13 protein-coding genes and 2 pseudogenes are annotated in these 16,867 nt (G+C 65.8%); 6 read left to right on the top strand and 9 right to left on the bottom strand.

The annotated features are described in order from the left end of the window. Window positions 1-166: 166 nt before the first annotated feature. Window positions 167-583 (top strand): annotated as a pseudogene (locus ACWDSL_RS33420) (LOG family protein); the annotation flags it as partial. Further along, on the top strand, window positions 566-1,114 hold the full coding sequence (locus ACWDSL_RS33415) for an IS5 family transposase (RefSeq protein WP_450491716.1): 549 nt from the start codon (window positions 566-568) through the stop codon (window positions 1,112-1,114). The pseudogene ACWDSL_RS33420 and the gene ACWDSL_RS33415, both read left to right, overlap by 18 nt. Here ACWDSL_RS33415 and pdxR read toward each other — a convergent pair. From pdxR to ACWDSL_RS33385, 6 genes are all read right to left on the bottom strand, one after another. Then, window positions 1,044-2,483: a MocR-like pyridoxine biosynthesis transcription factor PdxR gene (gene pdxR, locus ACWDSL_RS33410; protein WP_450491705.1), complete on the bottom strand. Its 1,440-nt coding sequence runs from the start codon at window positions 2,481-2,483 to the stop codon at window positions 1,044-1,046. The two genes, ACWDSL_RS33415 and pdxR, sit on opposite strands and share 71 nt — an antisense overlap. 219 nt (window positions 2,484-2,702) lie before the next feature. Then, a complete protein-coding gene (locus tag ACWDSL_RS33405; protein ID WP_450491704.1) occupies window positions 2,703-3,086 on the bottom strand; it encodes an MmcQ/YjbR family DNA-binding protein in 384 nt (127 codons plus the stop codon). A 207-nt stretch (window positions 3,087-3,293) separates the two neighbouring features. Further along, window positions 3,294-4,211 carry an NADP-dependent oxidoreductase gene (locus tag ACWDSL_RS33400; protein ID WP_450491703.1) on the bottom strand — a complete coding sequence of 306 codons (918 nt, stop codon included), beginning with the start codon at window positions 4,209-4,211 and terminating at the stop codon, window positions 3,294-3,296. Window positions 4,212-4,256: 45 nt separating this feature from the next. Next, on the bottom strand, window positions 4,257-4,904 hold the full coding sequence (locus ACWDSL_RS33395) for a nitroreductase family protein (RefSeq protein ID WP_450491702.1): 648 nt from the start codon (window positions 4,902-4,904) through the stop codon (window positions 4,257-4,259). 59 nt (window positions 4,905-4,963) lie between these two features. After that, on the bottom strand, window positions 4,964-5,758 hold the full coding sequence (locus ACWDSL_RS33390; RefSeq protein ID WP_450491701.1) for an isocitrate lyase/PEP mutase family protein: 795 nt from the start codon (window positions 5,756-5,758) through the stop codon (window positions 4,964-4,966). 111 nt (window positions 5,759-5,869) lie between these two features. Further along, a complete protein-coding gene (locus ACWDSL_RS33385) occupies window positions 5,870-6,418 on the bottom strand; it encodes a carboxymuconolactone decarboxylase family protein (protein WP_450491700.1) in 549 nt (182 codons plus the stop codon). A 134-nt stretch (window positions 6,419-6,552) separates the two neighbouring features. Here ACWDSL_RS33385 and ACWDSL_RS33380 point away from each other — a divergent pair, with 134 nt between their 5' ends. Beyond that, a complete protein-coding gene (locus ACWDSL_RS33380) occupies window positions 6,553-7,206 on the top strand; it encodes a TetR/AcrR family transcriptional regulator (protein ID WP_450491699.1) in 654 nt (217 codons plus the stop codon). Between the two features lie 194 nt (window positions 7,207-7,400). On the opposite strand, the gene ACWDSL_RS33375 is transcribed toward ACWDSL_RS33380, so the two are convergent. Then, complete coding sequence (locus tag ACWDSL_RS33375; protein ID WP_450491698.1) at window positions 7,401-8,303, bottom strand: DUF4158 domain-containing protein; 903 nt, start codon at window positions 8,301-8,303, stop codon at window positions 7,401-7,403. Window positions 8,304-8,614: 311 nt separating this feature from the next. On the opposite strand from ACWDSL_RS33375, the gene ACWDSL_RS33370 reads away from it, so the two are divergent. Together ACWDSL_RS33370 and ACWDSL_RS33365 are read left to right on the top strand one after the other, a co-directional pair. Beyond that, on the top strand, window positions 8,615-9,532 hold the full coding sequence (locus ACWDSL_RS33370; protein WP_450491697.1) for an NADP-dependent oxidoreductase: 918 nt from the start codon (window positions 8,615-8,617) through the stop codon (window positions 9,530-9,532). 640 nt (window positions 9,533-10,172) lie between these two features. After that, window positions 10,173-12,134 carry a SpoIIE family protein phosphatase gene (locus ACWDSL_RS33365; RefSeq protein WP_450491696.1) on the top strand — a complete coding sequence of 654 codons (1,962 nt, stop codon included), beginning with the start codon at window positions 10,173-10,175 and terminating at the stop codon, window positions 12,132-12,134. Between the two features lie 623 nt (window positions 12,135-12,757). Here the strand turns inward: ACWDSL_RS33365 and ACWDSL_RS33360 are convergent. Further along, entirely contained in the window at window positions 12,758-13,726 is a 969-nt protein-coding gene (locus tag ACWDSL_RS33360; RefSeq protein WP_450491695.1) for an integrase core domain-containing protein, read from the bottom strand. A gap of 448 nt (window positions 13,727-14,174) precedes the next feature. Beyond that, entirely contained in the window at window positions 14,175-15,491 is a 1,317-nt protein-coding gene (locus tag ACWDSL_RS33355) for a hypothetical protein (RefSeq protein ID WP_450491694.1), read from the bottom strand. A 468-nt stretch (window positions 15,492-15,959) separates the two neighbouring features. Between ACWDSL_RS33355 and ACWDSL_RS33350 the strand changes: the two are divergent. After that, window positions 15,960-16,673: pseudogene (locus ACWDSL_RS33350) on the top strand (IS5 family transposase); the annotation flags it as partial. Window positions 16,674-16,867: the final 194 nt, after the last annotated feature.

Raw genomic sequence — 16,867 nt, 5'->3', positions numbered from 1 at the left:
CTTCCGTGTGCTTCGTCTGTGCTCATGTCTGCAAAGCTACGTACCCAGCGGCACCGGCGTATGGTCCATTTCTATGACAAATTCCCAGACCAATTCTGCCGACAAAGCAAGCTCGTGATCTACGGAGCTGGGACACTGACCCGCTCCCGAATGTGGCGCTCCGAGCATGCGACGTGGCGCTCCGGCTTCGCGGGGTAAACGGTCTGACAACATCGGTGTCTTCCTCTTAGCCACTGACCTCGACAAGCTCTACACCCAGCGGACCCGCGAGTTCGGGGAGTTCATTGGCAGGGCCGGCCACACCCTGGTCGGGGCGGATTCGATACCGGGCTGATGAAGGTCGTCGCCGACGGAGTGCGCGCGTCGAGAGGGCGGCTCACGGGGATCTCGGTCGATTTTCTCCGGAAGTGGATCAGGAAGGACGCCGACGAAATGACGTTCGTCAGGCATCTCGCTGAACGGAAGGCACGGTTACTCGCCGTGTCCGACGCAGTAGTGGTGATGCCCGGCGGGCGTGGGCACGCTGGACGAAGTGACCGAGGTCCTGGAGCTGCGGAAGCACGGCCTGTACGACGAGCCCGTGGCATTCGAGCGGATGTTCAGGGCGGCACAAGCGAAGGCTGATGCGGCCGGAGACATCGACTGGCTGCTGTCGGTCGACTCCACGATCGTGCGGGCCCACCACCACGCCGCCGGGGCGCGAAAAGGTGGGCGCCGGGCACTCGGACGGTCGCGCGGTGGTCTGACCAGCAAGATTCATCTGCCCTGCGATGCCTTCGGTCGTCCCCTCGCCTTCGTGGTCACGGGCGGCAACACCCACGACCGCACCCAGTTCACCGCCGTCGTGGAAGCGATCCGGGTGCCCCGCATCGGCCCGGAGCGCCCCTGGACCAGGCCGTCTCAGGTCATCGGTGACAAGGGCTACAGCTCGAAGGCGATCCGCCCCCGGCTCCGTCGGCGGGGCATCGATCACATGAACGAATCTCGGCAGGGACGCTCCCGAACCGGACAGAGGCGCGTCCGCTCCGCCATCGGAACCCCGTCTAGGGCAGCACCCTGCACAGTGCGTCCAGTGTGCCTGCCCACGCGCTGTCCGAGGGCGCCGCGTAGTTGACCACCAGGGCGTCCCGTTCGGGCAACTGCCATCCGCAGTCCGCCACTTCGTAGCGGAACTGAGTCAACCCCCTGATCGTCAGACCCTGCCGGGCCGCGTTCTGGACCACCGAGCTTTCGGTTCCACGGGGGAGTTCGAGGACCGTCTGCAGTCCTGCAGCCATCCCGGTCACACGAATGCCGGGAGCCCTCTGGCGCAGGACCTCGACCAGCTGATCGCGGCGCCGCCGGTAGCGCTGCCGCATCGAGCGCACATGACGGTCGTACGCACCCGAGGCGATGAATTCCGCCAGCGTCAGCTGCTCCAGGGCGCTCGTCATGTAGTCGCCGTGCCCTTTGGCCGCCAGGATCTGCGGGATGATTTCCTCCGGCAGCACCATCCATCCGAGCCGTACCCCCGGCGCCAGGGACTTGCTCACGGAACCGAAGTACACCACCCGCTCCGGATCGAGGCCTTGCAGGGCCCCTACCGGCTGACGGTCGTAGCGGAACTCCCCGTCGTAGTCGTCCTCGAGGATCAGGCCGCCCGTGGCACGTGCCCACTCGACGGCTGCCGTGCGCCGGTCCGGGCGGAGCGCGACCCCCGTGGGGTACTGGTGCGCCGGGGTCATCAGCACCGCCCCCACCTCGCGCAGTTGCGCGAGGTCCTCGATGCGTGCGCCATGGTCATCGACGTGGAGGGGCGGGGTGTGCAGGCCGGCGTTCGCCAGCAGGTCGCGATACAGGCCGAGTCCGTAGACCTCGACGGCCACCCCTCGCACCCGCCGCACCCTGAGCGCCTGCGCCATCAGCGCCAGGCCGTGGTGGAAACCGGAACAGATGACGATCCGGTCCGGCTCGGCGCGCACTCCGCGGGCCCGGGCGAGGTAGTCGGCGAGTGCGGTGCGCAGCTCCATCCGGCCGCGGGCGTCGCCGTAGCCGAAGGCATCGTGTGGCGCGGCGGTCAAAGCCCGGCGAGCCGCGGTGAGCCACTGCGCGCGCGGAAAGGTCGCGAGGTCCGGTGCACCGGTCAGCAGGCCATACCGGGAACGGGGCTCGTCCGGCCTCGTGCGAGGAGCGTCGGGCGCGGGCCTGTGCGGCTCGACCCGGGTGGCCACCCGGGTCCCGGAGCCCTGCCGGGCGGTGAGCCAGCCCTCAGCGACCAGCTCGGCGTAGGCCTCGACCACGGTGTGACGTGAGACGCCGAGATCCGCGCCGAGCGAGCGGGAGGCCGGCAGCCGACTGCCGGGCGCCAGACGCCCTGTCCGTACGGCCTCCCTCAAGGCGTCAGTGAGCCCTGCACGCAGCCCGGGTCCGCGCAGCTCCAGATGCAGGTCGGTACCGAACGCGGGGGGCGAACCGGTCGCGGAATTGGTCCGGGAACCTGTCATGTAAATGAACCATACTCCCGTACCATCGACTGGCTGGTCGTCCTATTGGGCCACGATGTTCGTCCCGGTCGTCCGTGACGATCAGGACGAACTTGTCCGCCACCTTGTAGACGTCCAGCTGCTCGGTGAACGGGCGCCCGTGGCTGGCCCCGGGCAGCGCCAGTGCTGTGTCGCGCGCTCTGTCCTGGAGCTTTTCGCCGCTGATGGGCATGGCGAAGGTCAGGCGCGGCGGCCGTAGGTGCGCGGATCCACGGGCTGCTCGGACTTGGGAAGCCCGCCGACCACGAGACGGTAGGAGTCGATCACGAGCTCCTTCACTAGCTTCTCGTCGATGGTGCCCCCGCCTTCCACCGTGATCCAGTGCCTCTTGTTCATGTGATAGCCGAGGCTAATGTCTGCGTACTGCTCACGCAGGGCTGCGGCGTCGTCCGGATCGGCTTTCAGGATCACGACGGGGCGCCCCGGCATGTCGGTCATGAGCATGAAGACCTTGCCACGCACCTTGTAGAGGCGCCAGTCGGGGCCCAAACGATGCTCCAGGTCGGTGCCGGGCAGTTCCACAGTGCAGTCGCCCGCGATCTTCTGCAGCTCCTGTCCGTCCAAGGTGATCAACTCCTCTATCGATCCGAGTGCTCTGACCGCCCGGCCAAGGACCAAGGTGGCGTCTCCCGCGTGGCGGCCACGAACGGTGGCGGTCGGGTCCGGCATGGCCGGCGAACGCGGTGAGTTCGGCGACGCCGCGGCCGAGCCGCTTCATCTCGTACACCGTGATGATGACCCGCCCGCCAGTCGGACTGTGGCCGTCAGTCCCTACGGGCGTATGCGGATGACTGTCTTCCCGCTGCGTCGCGTGGTCGAGTTAAGGGCACCAATGGCATCATCGAAGCTCGCGACGTTACCGATGTTTGTCCGCAGCCGTCCGTCCCGCACCCGCTGCACGATCTCACTCAGTTCGGCACGATCGGCCTCGACAACGAAGTCCACCGCCAGGCCGTCAGCGGGCCGCGCCTCGACCGGGCCGACGATGGACACCAGCGTTCCTCCGGCCTTGATCAGGGCAGCGGACCGCTTCTGAACGTCGCCACCGATGACATCGAAGACCAGATCGACGTCGCCGACGTCTTTCAGCGCGTCGTTCTCGAGGTCGACGAACTCATGCGCGCCGAAGTCGAGTGCCTTCTCACGGTCGGCGGCGCGTCCGGTGCCGATGACGTAAGCGCCGGCCTCACGTGCGAGCTGGGTCACCATCGTCCCGACTGCCCCGGCCGCGCCATGGGCGAGGACGGTCTGGCCAGCCTGAAGGCGGCCGTGCTGGAACAGCCCCTGCCAAGCGGTCAGACCTGAGATTGGCAGGGACGCGCCTACTGCGAAGTCGACGTCGCCGGGCAGCGGCGCGAGGTTGCGTGCTTCGATCGCCACGTACTCCGCCAGGGTGCCGTCGCGGTGCCAGTCGGCGAGGCCGAATACCCGCTGCCCGACCGACAGCCCCGTCGTGCCGTAGCCGAGGGCGGTGACCACTCCGGCCAGCTCGTGGCCGAGGATCGACGGTGTCTTGTCACGGCCGGCGCGATCGGTCCAGGTCGATGGCCACTCGATCTCAGTCGGGACGAAGCCCGATGCATGAATCTGAACGATGACGTCGTTGATCGCTGCGGGCGGCTCAGGCCGCTCCGTCAGCGTCATCCCGGCCGTTCCCGCGGCCTGGTCGGTTACCACAATGGCTTTCATTGAGATTGTCCTCTTCCTCGTATGTGTTGGTTTCCAAGTGGGTGTTTAGACGAAGGTGAACAGCTGGTCGGCGTCGAATCGCGAGATCGGGTTGGTGTACTGCTTCTTGGGGTCGGGGTAGCCGAGGGCCAGCAGCAGCGTCGTGCTGTGTCCGGTCTCGCGGATCTTGAACGCCTTGTCGACGCTGGTCGGGTCGAACCCCTCCAGCGGCGTGGCCTCGACGCCAAGCTCAGCGGCCGCCATCATGGTCAGGCCCACCGCCAGGTAGGTCTGCTTCTCCATCCAGTGGTTCAGGTCCTTGTAGCCATAGTTGCGCAGATTGAGGAAGTCTCGGGTCATTGATTCCCACAGCTCCTGCTTTGACGGGTCAGGGAACCGGCCGTCGGACCTCTCCGTCGTGAACACCGCCTCAAGGTGGCTGTCAGGCACATCTGCCCGGGTGGTGAGGATGATGGTGTGCGACGCGTTCAGGATCTTCTCGCCGTTATCCTGGAATCGTTCGCCCAGGTTGGCCGCCAACCGCTCTTTGCCTTCGTTTGTGGCAAGGACGTAGAAGTGGTTGGGCTGTATGTTCACCGACGAGGGCGTCGAGCGCAGGAACCTCAGCAGCTGCTGAAGTGTTTCCTCCGGAATGGTTTTGCTGGGGTCGAAATACCTGGTGAGATGCTTGTTCATGAGCTTGTCGAGGTTCATGTCAATCTGCCTTCTTTCTGTGATCGGTAGGTGCGGAGCAACGGTTCGCCAGGGGTGGGCTAGCTCTTGCCGGGGGCCAGCAGTTCGCTCACGCGCCCGAAGCTGATTCCTGTCGTTGCGGAGGCGAGGTCACCTGCGACGAGAGCCTTGGTGGCCTGTTCGAGCGCCCCCATTGCGTGGGTGTAGAGCGCCGGACCCACGCTGATGCGCTTGACCCCGGCCTTCTGTAGTTCAGCGACGGTCAGCACCTTGTCCGCCGGCGAGATGAGGACGTTGACCGGCGTCGGCGCGACGGCGGTGACGATCGCGGTCAGGGCATCGAGGTCGGGTGGGTAAGGGGCGTAGAGCACATCCGCGCCGACCTCGGCGAAGGCCGTTAGGCGCCGGACAGTGTCGTCGAGATCGGGCCGCCCCTGGATGAAGTTGTCGGTGCGGCCGGTGACGACGATGCGCCCCTTGGCCGCGTTGACGGCACTACGCATGCGGTTGACAGCATCGTCGAAGTCGCGGATCGGTTGATCGGGATTGCCCGAGGTGTCTTCGATCCCAATACCGGCCAGGCCAGACGCCACGGCGGCTTCCACGGTCGCAGCGACGTCTTCAGGCGTGTCGCCGTAGCCGTCCTCGAAGTCCCCGTTAACGGGCAGCCCAGTGAGCTGACCGAACAGCCGCGCATGCTCGAGGTGCTCGACATGGGTGACTTCGTGACGCCCGTCGGACCGGCCGAGCGTGGCAGCGAGCGCCGCTGACGATGTCGCGATCGCCTCGAAGCCGGCATCGGCCAGCATCAGCGCCGAGAGGCCGTCCCATACGTTCGGCATGACGAGGCCACCGTCGCGGGTGTGCAGTGCCATGAATCTCTCATAGAGTTCGGAGCCCGGCATATCGAACCTTTCCCGAGTGATCGTTGGCGACAGTGACGGATCGAGCGGCTAGGTACGCCGCCTCGACGAGGACGCCGACGCTCATCCCGGCGTACCGACCGAGCTGACGGCGGGGATGTCGATGTCGGTCTGGTTGACGTTGTTGATGAAGTTGGTCAGCAGGACCTGCACCGCCACCGTGACGATCGCCAGGATCTGCGGGTCGGCGTACCCGGCGCCTCGTACAGCCGCCAGGTCGGCGTCGCTCACCTGACCGCGGCTCTCCACCACCCGCTGAGCGAAACGAGCGACCGCAGCGCGCTTGGGATCGATCGAGCTCCCGGCCCGGGCCAAGTCGATGTCATCGCTCGACATGCCACCGAGTTCGGACGATACGTACGTGTGCATCGCCACGCAGTAATCGCAACCGTTGGCTTGCGACACGGCGAGCGCGATGGTGTGCCGCGTCTTCGCGTCCAGAACCCGGCTCAAGGTGCCCTGGAGTGTCATGACGACGTCGAGGACGGTCGGGTTCGACGCGAGAGTCGCGAACATGTTCGGGACGAAGCCGAACTGTGCGCCGATGTTGTCGAGGATGCCCTCCGCCCCATCGGGGGCGTCGTCAGGAGAGGGGACGTTCAGTCGTGACATGGCGAATCAGCCTCCGGTGAGTGGTCGTCGTCAGCCCGGGTTGGGCTTGAGATGTTTTGGGCTTGTCGGCCCACTTCTTGAGTGAAACTCCTCGCGGCTGGGCTGTCAAGCCCAATCCGGGTATCGTCTGAAGCATGAAACCCACCACGGGAGCTCGGGAGCCCCATAAGCTCACCGACAAGGGACAGGCAACGCGGGCCCGCATCCTGGAGCACGCCGCGGAGCTCATCTACACCAAGGGGGTCCACGCGACGAACAACGAACAGCTCCGCCGCGCCGCTGGCGTCAGCGGATCGCAGCTCAACCACTACTTCCCGACCAAGGAGAGTCTCGTCCTAGCCGTGATCGCCTGGCAGGCCGAGCGCGTCCTCACGTTCCACCGTGGCGAGCGATTCGCCTGCTTCGACAACCTCGACGCTTTTCGGGCGTGGGCGGATTTCTACGTCGGCTACGAGCGCGCCTACCAGGAAGGCTGCAGCCTCGGCTCCCTGGCGAGCGAGATCATCAAGACGGACCTTGACGTTCACGACGAGCTCGCGAGTGCGTTCGACCAATGGAGGGCCATCTTCCGCGATGGAATTGAGCGCATGCAGCAACTCGGCCGCATCAGCGCTGAGGCAGATCCCACGCAGCTGGCCAATATGCTCCTTGCTGCCTTCCAGGGCGGCATGCTCCTCGCCCAGGTCGCGCGGAACATCGCTCCACTGAAAGATGCGCTGCAGACAGCCATCGACTACGTGCAGACTTTCGCAACGTCTCCCGACGCCGGCGTACTCCAAGCTCGGTAGCCGCTTCCACATGTATGGGTCAGCGGAGCTTGGCATTATGCGACGCCGCAGAGCACTCCGCCGGTAGACGATCGCGCCCCAATCGGATGCGGCCGCCGTCGGCGGTGTGGATCTGCCGGAAGCTGATCGAGTGGTCCTCGGTCGCGGGCATGACCCGAAGACCTCGATCGCCTCGTCGGCGGCGAGCTGCGGCATCACTGCGGCGAACGCGACCAGGGTGGCCAGGCGCCGGTCTCCTCGCAGGTCGGAGACGGCCTGGGCGCGGGCGGCCTTGGCGAACCGCACAAGGGCCTGGATCCGGCCCGGCGGTATCGCGTCCAGGTTCCAGGTGTGGCTGCCGAAGGCGCGCAGCGACTCGTAGGGCTCCAGGGCCTTGCCCACTCCGCGCGCGGAGATGTCGCGCGGGGAGCGGCGCAGCCGGTCCAGCTCGGACAGGCGCCTGCCCACGGGGACGACGACCAACTGCTGAAGGCGCTTGGCCTGCTCGGCGTCGGAGCCGCGGCCAGCGTCGCCCACAGCCGCTTCTCGGCCCGCTCACGGGTGCCGGAGACCAGGCGTTCCAGCACGGTCACCCCGGGCAGCACCACCTTCTTGTCCACCAGGCGCTTGGTCGCGAGGTCGAACAGCAGGGTCGGCCGCTCGTTGCCGATCCAGGCCCGCTGATACAGCCAGCGGGCGAGCGCGAACCACTGGTCGAACTCGAACTTTGTGCACCCGTAGCCGTCGCGGATCTGCTCCTGGTGGTCCCAGCGGGCCTCGTTGCCGCCGTACCCGGCGAACGCCGAGGGCTCCAGCCCGAGCTGCTCGGCGACGTAGGCGACCACCACGGCGGGCACCTCTTCGGGGTTGTTCAGGAAGGTGCCCAGGTAGCGGATGGTGCCGAGCTGGACGGCCCAGCCGATCCGGTTCCGCGGGCCGCGGGCGGCCATCGCCCTGCGGCGCGCGGTCTGGTCCAGCAGGAAGGACCCGGCGAGCTGTCCCTCGTCCGGGTCCTCGGTGAAGTGGCCGAAGCGCCTGCGCTGTTCCTCGACAGTGGCCGCGTTGGTCGCGATCGCTGCGCCAATGCCGTGGCCAGAGCCGGTGATCAGTGCGGTCATGCCAACAAGCCCAGCTGTCATGCATGAGGGTTCCTTTCAGCGCGGTGTGTGGGATGGCCTCTCCCACGCCCCGTGGGACACCACGCGACTCCGATGAGCGAGAAGGTCTACCGGATTGCGTCTGGACCTATGTGATGAGCGTCGATCCTTCGCGCCGTCTTACCGAAATTTCGCTGTTGTGCTTGTTCCTCGACGCCCTCGCGCCCCACCCCCTATCGATCAGCGTGGTGAGACGCCGAGGTTCTGGCGCCGCTATTACTGTCGAACCGAGAAGGCCGTGCAGGCGTGGACTGGGTACAGAGAGGCGCCGGATGAAGGCGATTGTGGTGACGGATCAGGCTGCTGGAACGGCCGGGATGACGCTGGTGGAGCGGCCCGAGCCGCAGGCAGCGCTGAACGATGTCGTCGTTCAGGTTCATGCGTCGGGATTCACTCCGGGTGAGCTGACGTGGCCCTCGACCTGGACCGATCGCTTCGGCCGCGACCGGACGCCGTCGATTCCCGGGCAAGAGCTGGCCGGAGTGGTCACCGCTCTCGGCTATGGCACCACGGGGCTGTCGGTGGGACAGCGGGTGTTCGGCCTCGCGGACGGGCATCGGGGCGGCACCCTGGCGGAGTATGTGGCGATCGAGGCGCGTAACCTCGCGCCGCTGCCGGCCGACGTCGACTTCACGGTGGGCGCGAGTCTGCCGATGCCGGGCCTGACCGCATGGCAGGGACTGTTCGAGCACGGCCGCCTTCAGGCGGGGCAGAGCGTCCTTGTGCATGGCGCGGCTGGCGCAGTCGGGGCGATGGTTACGCAGCTCGCACGAGAGGCCGGCGCTTACGTCATCGGCACCGGACGTACCGCCGATCGACAGACGGCGCTTGGCTTCGGCGCGAGGGAGTTCGTCGACCTCGAGAACGACGCTCTGGAAGACGTCGGCGGAGTCGATCTGGTGTTCGATGTCATCGGCGGAGACATCGGGAATCGGTCCGCAGGCGTGATCCATGCCGGAGGAACGTTGGTGTCCATCGCCGGCCCGCCTGAGGTGCGTCCAGCGGACGGCCTGGCGATCGATTTCGTTGTCGTGCCCGATCGTGCCCAACTGGGTGAGGTCGTCCAGCGGGTGCGGGGCGGACGGCTGCGGACGAACATCGGCAACGTCTCGACCCTCGATGACGCCGTTGCGGCCTTCAACCCGACCGAGCGGATCACGGGGAAGACGATCATCAGTGTTCGTCCGTGAGCGACACGCGCCCATCGATGCACGCCGCCGGCCGGCGCTGTCCAGATCGGCCGGCGGCGTTCCATGGCCCGCGGCGTTACTGTAGGCGTGCGCTCTTGGATCCAGCGGGCAATAACGCTCAGGGCCGCTAGCTGGGAGAACGAAGAACAACCCTCTTCCGGTGACAGCGGCCGATACCGGAGTTCGTGGCAGATCTTCGCGACCCGATCGTTCAGTGCCTGACGATGCCGCGGACTGAGGATTAGCGGCCGACGCGCCACCGCGCGGCACGAGCGGCACAAGACGTGTCGAGAAATCCGAAAAGCGACGGCCTGGAATATGCACCCGGCTGGAACGCTGGATTCAAGTGCCGTCTGCAGCGCGATACGCATGCGCGTTACATCCCACGCTGTCCGGGTGAGCCGGTTGAGGTACCGTCCTGGAGCGCGTCGAGGTTGATGATCGCATCGCTCCACCACTGCAGCGCACGGAATGATTCCGCCACAGCGGCAATCTCCCTACAGGTAGCCTGCTGTCGGCTGGCGTCCTGCTTTGCGCCCTGTCGCATGCCACTGCTGGTGGACGCGACCTGCTCTGCGGCAGATAGTGTTGTTGAAGGATGACGAGGTCATATCGCTCGACGATGGGTAGTGAGCGGCAAATGGACGCCTCGGACGAACTTCTTCAGATGGCTACACCGTCCGCTCTTTTGACCCTGGACGGTGTCATCCGCTCCCTCAACGCTGCGATGGCCACTCAACTGGGCAGGCCGTGGGAACAGTGCGTGGGTCATGGCTTCGTTGATCTACTCCCCGAGGACCAGCGGATCTCGGCTGAGGGCCTGCTGACGCACGGGGCCACGGCGAAGAGGCTTGCGATGCGTGTGCTGGAATTTCCCGGCACGAGCACCGCATCTGTGGTCTGCCTCGTCGAGGCGCGAGCGGTGACGGATTCCTCGAGCGGCGAGCGGCTTGTGTGGGTGCATTCGTTGGACGCGGGACACGACCTCGGCGGTCTGCTGATCCCATTCCAGCTTGCGGCGAAGGCTGCCGACCTCGGCCTCTGCATGTGTTCCCCCGATGAGCAGGTGGAGTGGCTGGGGGGCGCACCCGCCCTGGCCGCGCTCTTCCCGCAGGCGTCGGTGCCCCGGTCCAAGATGATCAGGCGAGTGCACCCTGATGACCGGAAGGACGTGCAGAGGCTTGTGCGCCTGGCTGCCGCCCAGTCCCCGTGGATCAGGTCCCGGTTCCTCACCGAGCACGATGGCTGGCGTGTTCTCGCAGGCCAGGTCCGCCGGATCCAGTTGGGATACGGCGGCCCCGAACGGGCTTTCGCGGTGATCCGCGACGACACCCAGTCGGAGGCACACCGCCAAGAGACGCTGGCCGAGGCGAGCGCGGAGCGGGAGCGCGCCGACGGGATCACCGAGTTCTCCTCCGCCCTGTTCAGCGCCGCCACCGAGCAGGAACTGCAGCAGGTTGTCCTGGCCCGGCTCGCCGCGGCCGTCGGAGGTTCCGGCGCCCTCTTCGCACTCGTCGACGATGGTCGCTTGCGGGTCTCCTCGGATGCCGGGATCCCCACGTGGGAGGTTGATGCTCTGCTCGGCATGTCGCTGGATGAGGACCGGCCGTTGCCCTACGTGATCCGTACCGGTCAGGCACAGTTCTTCCGCAACCACGAGGAGCTTGCTCGCCGGTGGCTGCATGATGACGGTCTGCCCCTGCCGCGCCCCGCCTCCGGCACCGCCTTGTCGATCACCCCCCTCAGCCCGGTGGGCGACCGGCCGCTCGGGGCCTGGGTGGTGACGTACGATAGTGCGCACCTTCCGTCCCCAGAGAAGCTCGCTTTCATGACGACTCTGGCCGAATTGGCAGGCAAGGCACTGAGGGCCATCAGGTTGCAACAAGCCCACGTCGAGCTGTCCATGGCGCTCCAAGAGAGCATGCTCCCGACGCTGCCGGAGCACCTCCCAGGCCTGGAGATCGCCGCCCGCTATCAGCCTAGCCGGGATGGGCTGGATATCGGCGGAGACTGGTACGACGCGTTCTTCCTACCCGACGGTGCGGTCGCTCTGGAAATCGGCGACGCTCAAGGGCACGACGTGGATGCCGCGGTTTTCATGGGTCAGGTGCGCTCGTCCATGCGTGCGATCGCCGCCCACGAGCCTGACCCGGGAACGGTGCTGACGCGTACCAACGAGTTGCTCGTCGCGATGGGCGCGCCACGCTTCGCAAGCTGCACCTTGCTGCACCTCGATCCGCGTGACGGACAGGTCATCGGCACCAGCGCAGGCCATGTGCCACTGCTTCACGCACGCGACGACGGCAGCCACACCATCCGCACACTTCCCGCCGGGCCGGTCCTGGGAATCGTGCCTGGCACCGAGTACCCAGAGGAGACCTTCACTTTGGAAGAGGGCACCGCGCTGGTCATGGTCACCGATGGTGTGGTCGAAGGGCCGCGCCTGACCCTGGACGCCGGACTGGAGCGAGCAGGAGCGCTGGCCGGTCGAGCCCTCCAGGACCGGCTCGGCGTCGAGGCGACCGCAGACCGAGTACTCGACGCGGTGGCCGCGGTGGACCACCTCGACGACGTGGCCGTGCTAGTCATCCGACGCGCATGAGAATCGATGCGTCTCCCTGGCCGGGAAGCCGCCCTCCGGCCGTCATTCAACGGCGCAGCGTCAGCCCAGGGAAACTCCCCCAACGGCTCACGGGACGCGGCGGCGAAGCGGCCCAAAACGCCAGGCGCACAAGCCTGTCTCACCCCTTCAGGCTGAATCTGGCGAACGCTCGGTGTGTCGCCGGGATACTTCGAGCGGCCGGCCCGGCAAGGACTGTTCTGCTCAGATCACCTTGCCCGACGAAGGGCGCGTGCCGGGTGCGCCCTCGGCATCTACACGGCGTACACACCCCCGGCAGGGCGCCCATTTCGGGTCCGCCGCTCACTGCCGCATCGCGCCCCTCCCGGGTGCAGGCGCACGTCCGGGACCTGCGACGGGGAGTAGAAGCGGAGTCGACGTCGGCAGGGCTTTCCCCACCTCCGTCGACGTGAAACTCCCGCCGCAGCTCCTCGCAGCGGCCGGTCCTGTGCCCCTGGCTGGCGAGGAGGGGGCGGGGACCTGTGGGACTCTGTTGGTCGATGTGATGGTTCGCCTGAAATGACCTTCGGGTGCGGTGGACACTGCTCGTTGTCGGGTCTGTTTCCTGGGGGCGAGGGGGAGATCATGTCGATGCATGGGGCGGCTTATGCGAGGGCCCTGTGCGGGCGGTGTCCGTTGTAGAAGGTCTCGTACTCGCGCAGGGCGTGGAGGAGGTGGCTCTGGTTCCAGATCAAGGTCCGATCCAGGAGTTCGGTGCGGCAGGTCTGTATCCATCGCTCCATGAGCGAGTTCATCCGCGGTACTCGAATGCCGGTGGTGACGACCTTCACGCCGGCATCGGTCATCAGGGCGGCGAAGGCGGCTGTGAACTTCGAGTCGCGGTCTCGGATCAGGAACTTCGTCTTGCTGTCTGCGTCTTCGAGGTCCATGAGGAGGTTGCGTCCGAGTTGCAGGATCCAGTCCGCGGTGGGGTGTGCGGTGGCGCCGAGGATCCGGATGCGCCTGGTGGTGTGCTCGATGAGGGCGAAGACGTACAGGCGTGCCCCGGTCAGCGTGCGGACTTCGAAGAGATCGCAAGCCAGTAGAGCTTTGGCCTGGCTGCGGAGAAAGTCTGCCCAGGTGGTGCTCTGCCGTTCGGGTGCGGGTGGGATGCCGTGATCGCGGAGAATCTCCCAGACCGTGGAGGCGGCGACCTTGATCCCCAGGGCTGCGAGTTCGCCGTGGATCCGACGGTATCCCCACGAGGCGTTCTCCTTGGCCAGGCGCAGGACCAGGGCGCAGATCGATCGGATGGTGCGTGGGCGTCCGCATCGTCTGGGGACGCAGGTCGCGGCATGGCGTCGCCTGAGCAGTTCACGGTGCCAGCGCAGGACCGTGTCGGGCCGGACCAGCAGCAGATACCGCAGTCTGTCTTTGGGGAGGTGGTGGAGCAGGCCGGCGAGGATGGCGCGGTCTGTGTCGGTGAAGGTCGGCTTGCCGACCTGACGCTGCAGGACCAGCAGCTGGTGCCGGAGTACGAGGATCTCGACGTCCTTCTCCCTGTCGCTCATCGGCAGGAGGCGTAGGAACGCCAGGGCATTGGTCGCGGCGAGGTAGGCCAGACGCAGCAGCACGACAGATCACGATGCCGCCGGGTCCCTGCGTAGGTGAAGACCCCGGGGTGAACGTCGAGGAGAACCGAAGATCCGTGGTCAGGCTCCCGACCTGCGTGGATGATTTATCGGACCCGCAGACGCCGTTCCCGGTGAGGTCCACCGTGTCATCGCCGGTATCGGTGTGCAGCGTGAGTGTGGTGCCGCTCGGCACTCCGGTGGCGACCACGCTCCCCGGGTCACCGACGATGTCGAGCACGCGTTGCGCGGTCACCGTGGTGTTGGCGGGGTCCTTTGTGCAAGGCACCATCTGCACAGGCGAGTCGCCTGCGACATTGGTGGTGCCGAGGCCCAGGTCCTCGCTGACGATCGTGTACAGGTTGCCCAACACTATCGCTGGTTGACCGGTCTGCTGGATGAAATACGTCATCTTTGGCCCTCATGGCGAGAGGAGCGGAACCGGGGGAGGCTATCCCGGTAGGGATATTCGGGCCTTGTTGTTGGAAAGGTTTGCGTCGAATTGCCTTGCTTTCCCTTCAGCAGCGAAGATTCCATCGCCACGGCCGCGCTCGTACGTCACAGTCAGTTGTGCTGTGGCTCCTGGCCTAAGGTTCCCAACACCCCATTGGAGTGCGGTGTCAGATCGTGAATCCGCAACAACGCCTTGACTAGCGCTGGGAAGGGTAATTGGAAGGCCGTGCTCGCTCACGTCCACTACGACGCCCGTCGCTGTATCGGGGCCGTTGTTGATGACTTCGGTGACAATGTGGGAGTCCCTGGCGAATCTTGCTGTAACGCTGATGTCGGCATCCCCAGGAGCTGTTGCGCTGGGAGACTCGGCCGGAAGTATCAGTGTCGATTCTGTTGCGCGATCGTCATCTCCGGTGAACGTGCCCTTGAAGAGACCAACCAGGCTAAAGTTGCCCACCTCTCGAGCCACCACGTCACGTTGTCTGTCCTCATAGTCGGTTTCCCGGAACATTCGGGCAGAAGTGCCTGTCGTTCCAACCAAGATGACCGACTGCACGTTGTCGTCCAGATCTTCTCCGGTGATGAGCTCATCCTGCTCGGTGTCCCGGTCCCCAGTCTCATGGAGATAAGCCAGCGGAGCGTCGCTGATCACCTTGGCCACCGTTTCGAGTTCGGAAAAGAAAAAGCTTCCGATTTCGAGCAGAGTGTTGAGGCTTTGCAGAGTGGAGTTGACGGCCCGCAGGGCTTGGACCGCGGTTCCAAGGCTGGGCAGCGCAGATCCGCGCCGGACGATGACGGAGAAGGCTACGCCGCGCGGGTTGGTGAGGGAAAGGTCTGCCCGGTTGCACAGGACCATGACCGCCGGAATGTCCAGTGACGGCAGGTCGACTGGTATGTCGATGACCTTGTTGAAGGATTTTGGTGTCCCTCCAACCGTCACGCTCACCTCGACGGTTACACGGATCTTGTAATGGAACGGTTCGGTAGGGATGGTACTGTCCACAATCGGCGGCCGAAGCAGGTAATTTACCTGGTTTTGCTTCTCCGAAGGCGTAAGCGATACATCCGCCGGGACCGAGAGCACATCGCGTTGATCCACAGGGGTGTTATCGCGGGTGACCTCGTACCCGACCTTCAACCTGGCGGTTTCGAGTATTGAACTCGCAGTGCCCGTCAAACTGCCTGCGACAGCTCCTGTCAAGGTGCCGGAAAGCTCGGAAGCGATACCAAGTGGCTGTTGGACGATCTGAGGTACGACGGAAATGTTCACCCACTGCCCCGGAGCTGCCCGGTCCGCGTTGTGCAGTACCGTCACGCTGTCGAGGAGCTGTTGGGCTATGTCAGTAGCGAGACTGCCCTCTGTCGCTGTAGGCGTAGACAACAGTGTCACCTCGATCCCAAAGGGTTACCCTGGCGCTGCGTTCTTCCACCTGAGGGTCAGCGGAGGGCATGTTTGAGCATAAAGTTAGTTACGCCCTTCCTCCCTTCCTTCATTGTTAGGCGGGCAATCGTGTGATGCAACCGCAGCTGCTGACGTACCGTCTCAGGATTGTTGTCCGCTCGCCTCGACCGGCGCGAGAGCGGCAACGTGACCCACGCCCGCTAGGCCCATGCGTCCTTCACGAAATCGGCCGAGGGCGGTGACCTGCTGGTTCTGGCTGATCAGTAGGTCAAGCCGCTGTTCGTTTCACCGCCCGCAGAGTGACGGGCGGTCGTTTGAGGCTGTTACAACGGCTAACACAATGACCTGGATTGGCCTGGGTAGCCGTGTCTGGGGCGGTAGTTGAGCGTTCAGTCCTGTGTGGGGACGTCGCCGTGGATCGTGTCGGATGAGCTGTGGGACCACTTGGAGCCGCTGCTGCCGCAGCGCGAGCGGCGCTTTCGGTATCCGGGTCGCAAGCGGTTGCCGGACCGTGAGGTGCTGTCCGGGATCCTGTACGTGCTGCACACCGGCATCCAGTGGGAGTATCTGCCGCAAGACCTCGGCTTTGGCTCGGGCATGACCTGCTGGCGGCGGTTGCGGGACTGGAACGAGGCTGGTGTCTGGCAACGACTGCATGAGGTCCTGCTCGCCGAGCTGAACGCAGCCTCCCGGCTGGACTGGTCCCGCTGCGTGGCCGATTCCTCCCACGTCAGGGCGCTAAGGGGGCAGTACACGGGCCCGTCGCCGGTCGACCGAGGACGGGCAGGCTCGAAACACCACTTGATCACCGACGGACACGGCACCCCGCTCGCGGTCCTACTGACCGGCGGCAATCGCAACGACGTCACTCAGTTGCTGCCCTTGCTTGACGCGATCCCGCCGGTTCGCGGCCGGGTCGGCCGTCCCCGCCGCAAGCCCGACTCACTGTTCGCCGACCGTGGCTACGATCACGACCTCTACCGCGACCAGGTCCGCGCCCGCGGCGTCGTGCCGGCGATCGCCCGCCGCGGCACCTGGCACGGCACCGGACTGGGCGCCTATCGGTGGGTCGTGGAGACGAGTTTTGCGTGGCTTGTCAGCCGCGGACGTCCATGAAGCCCGGGCGTTTCCCCTTGAGCGTGGACACCCTGATCATTGGATCGTGATGATCCATAGGACAGGAGTTCCCGTTGGGGACGTCGAAGTACTCGCCTGAGTTCCGGGCCGATGCCATCGCGCTGTACCACTCCAGCCCGGGTGGGACGTACGCGTCGGTGGCCAAGGACCTG

This window comes from Streptomyces sp. NPDC000941 (genome assembly GCF_053599555.1).
This window is presented reverse-complemented; position numbering and strand designations above follow the sequence as displayed.

Coding starts and splice junctions, on each gene's coding strand:
- pdxR (WP_450491705.1), bottom strand. CDS start 2,483: ATGACAGGTTCCCGGACCAATTCCGCGACCGGTTCGCCCCCCGCGTTC.
- ACWDSL_RS33400 (WP_450491703.1), bottom strand. CDS start 4,211: ATGAAAGCCATTGTGGTAACCGACCAGGCCGCGGGAACGGCCGGGATG.
- ACWDSL_RS33395 (WP_450491702.1), bottom strand. CDS start 4,904: ATGAACCTCGACAAGCTCATGAACAAGCATCTCACCAGGTATTTCGAC.
- ACWDSL_RS33390 (WP_450491701.1), bottom strand. CDS start 5,758: ATGGCACTGCACACCCGCGACGGTGGCCTCGTCATGCCGAACGTATGG.
- ACWDSL_RS33385 (WP_450491700.1), bottom strand. CDS start 6,418: ATGTCACGACTGAACGTCCCCTCTCCTGACGACGCCCCCGATGGGGCG.
- ACWDSL_RS33380 (WP_450491699.1), top strand. CDS start 6,553: ATGAAACCCACCACGGGAGCTCGGGAGCCCCATAAGCTCACCGACAAG.
- ACWDSL_RS33375 (WP_450491698.1), bottom strand. CDS start 8,303: ATGACCGCACTGATCACCGGCTCTGGCCACGGCATTGGCGCAGCGATC.
- ACWDSL_RS33370 (WP_450491697.1), top strand. CDS start 8,615: ATGAAGGCGATTGTGGTGACGGATCAGGCTGCTGGAACGGCCGGGATG.
- ACWDSL_RS33365 (WP_450491696.1), top strand. CDS start 10,173: ATGGACGCCTCGGACGAACTTCTTCAGATGGCTACACCGTCCGCTCTT.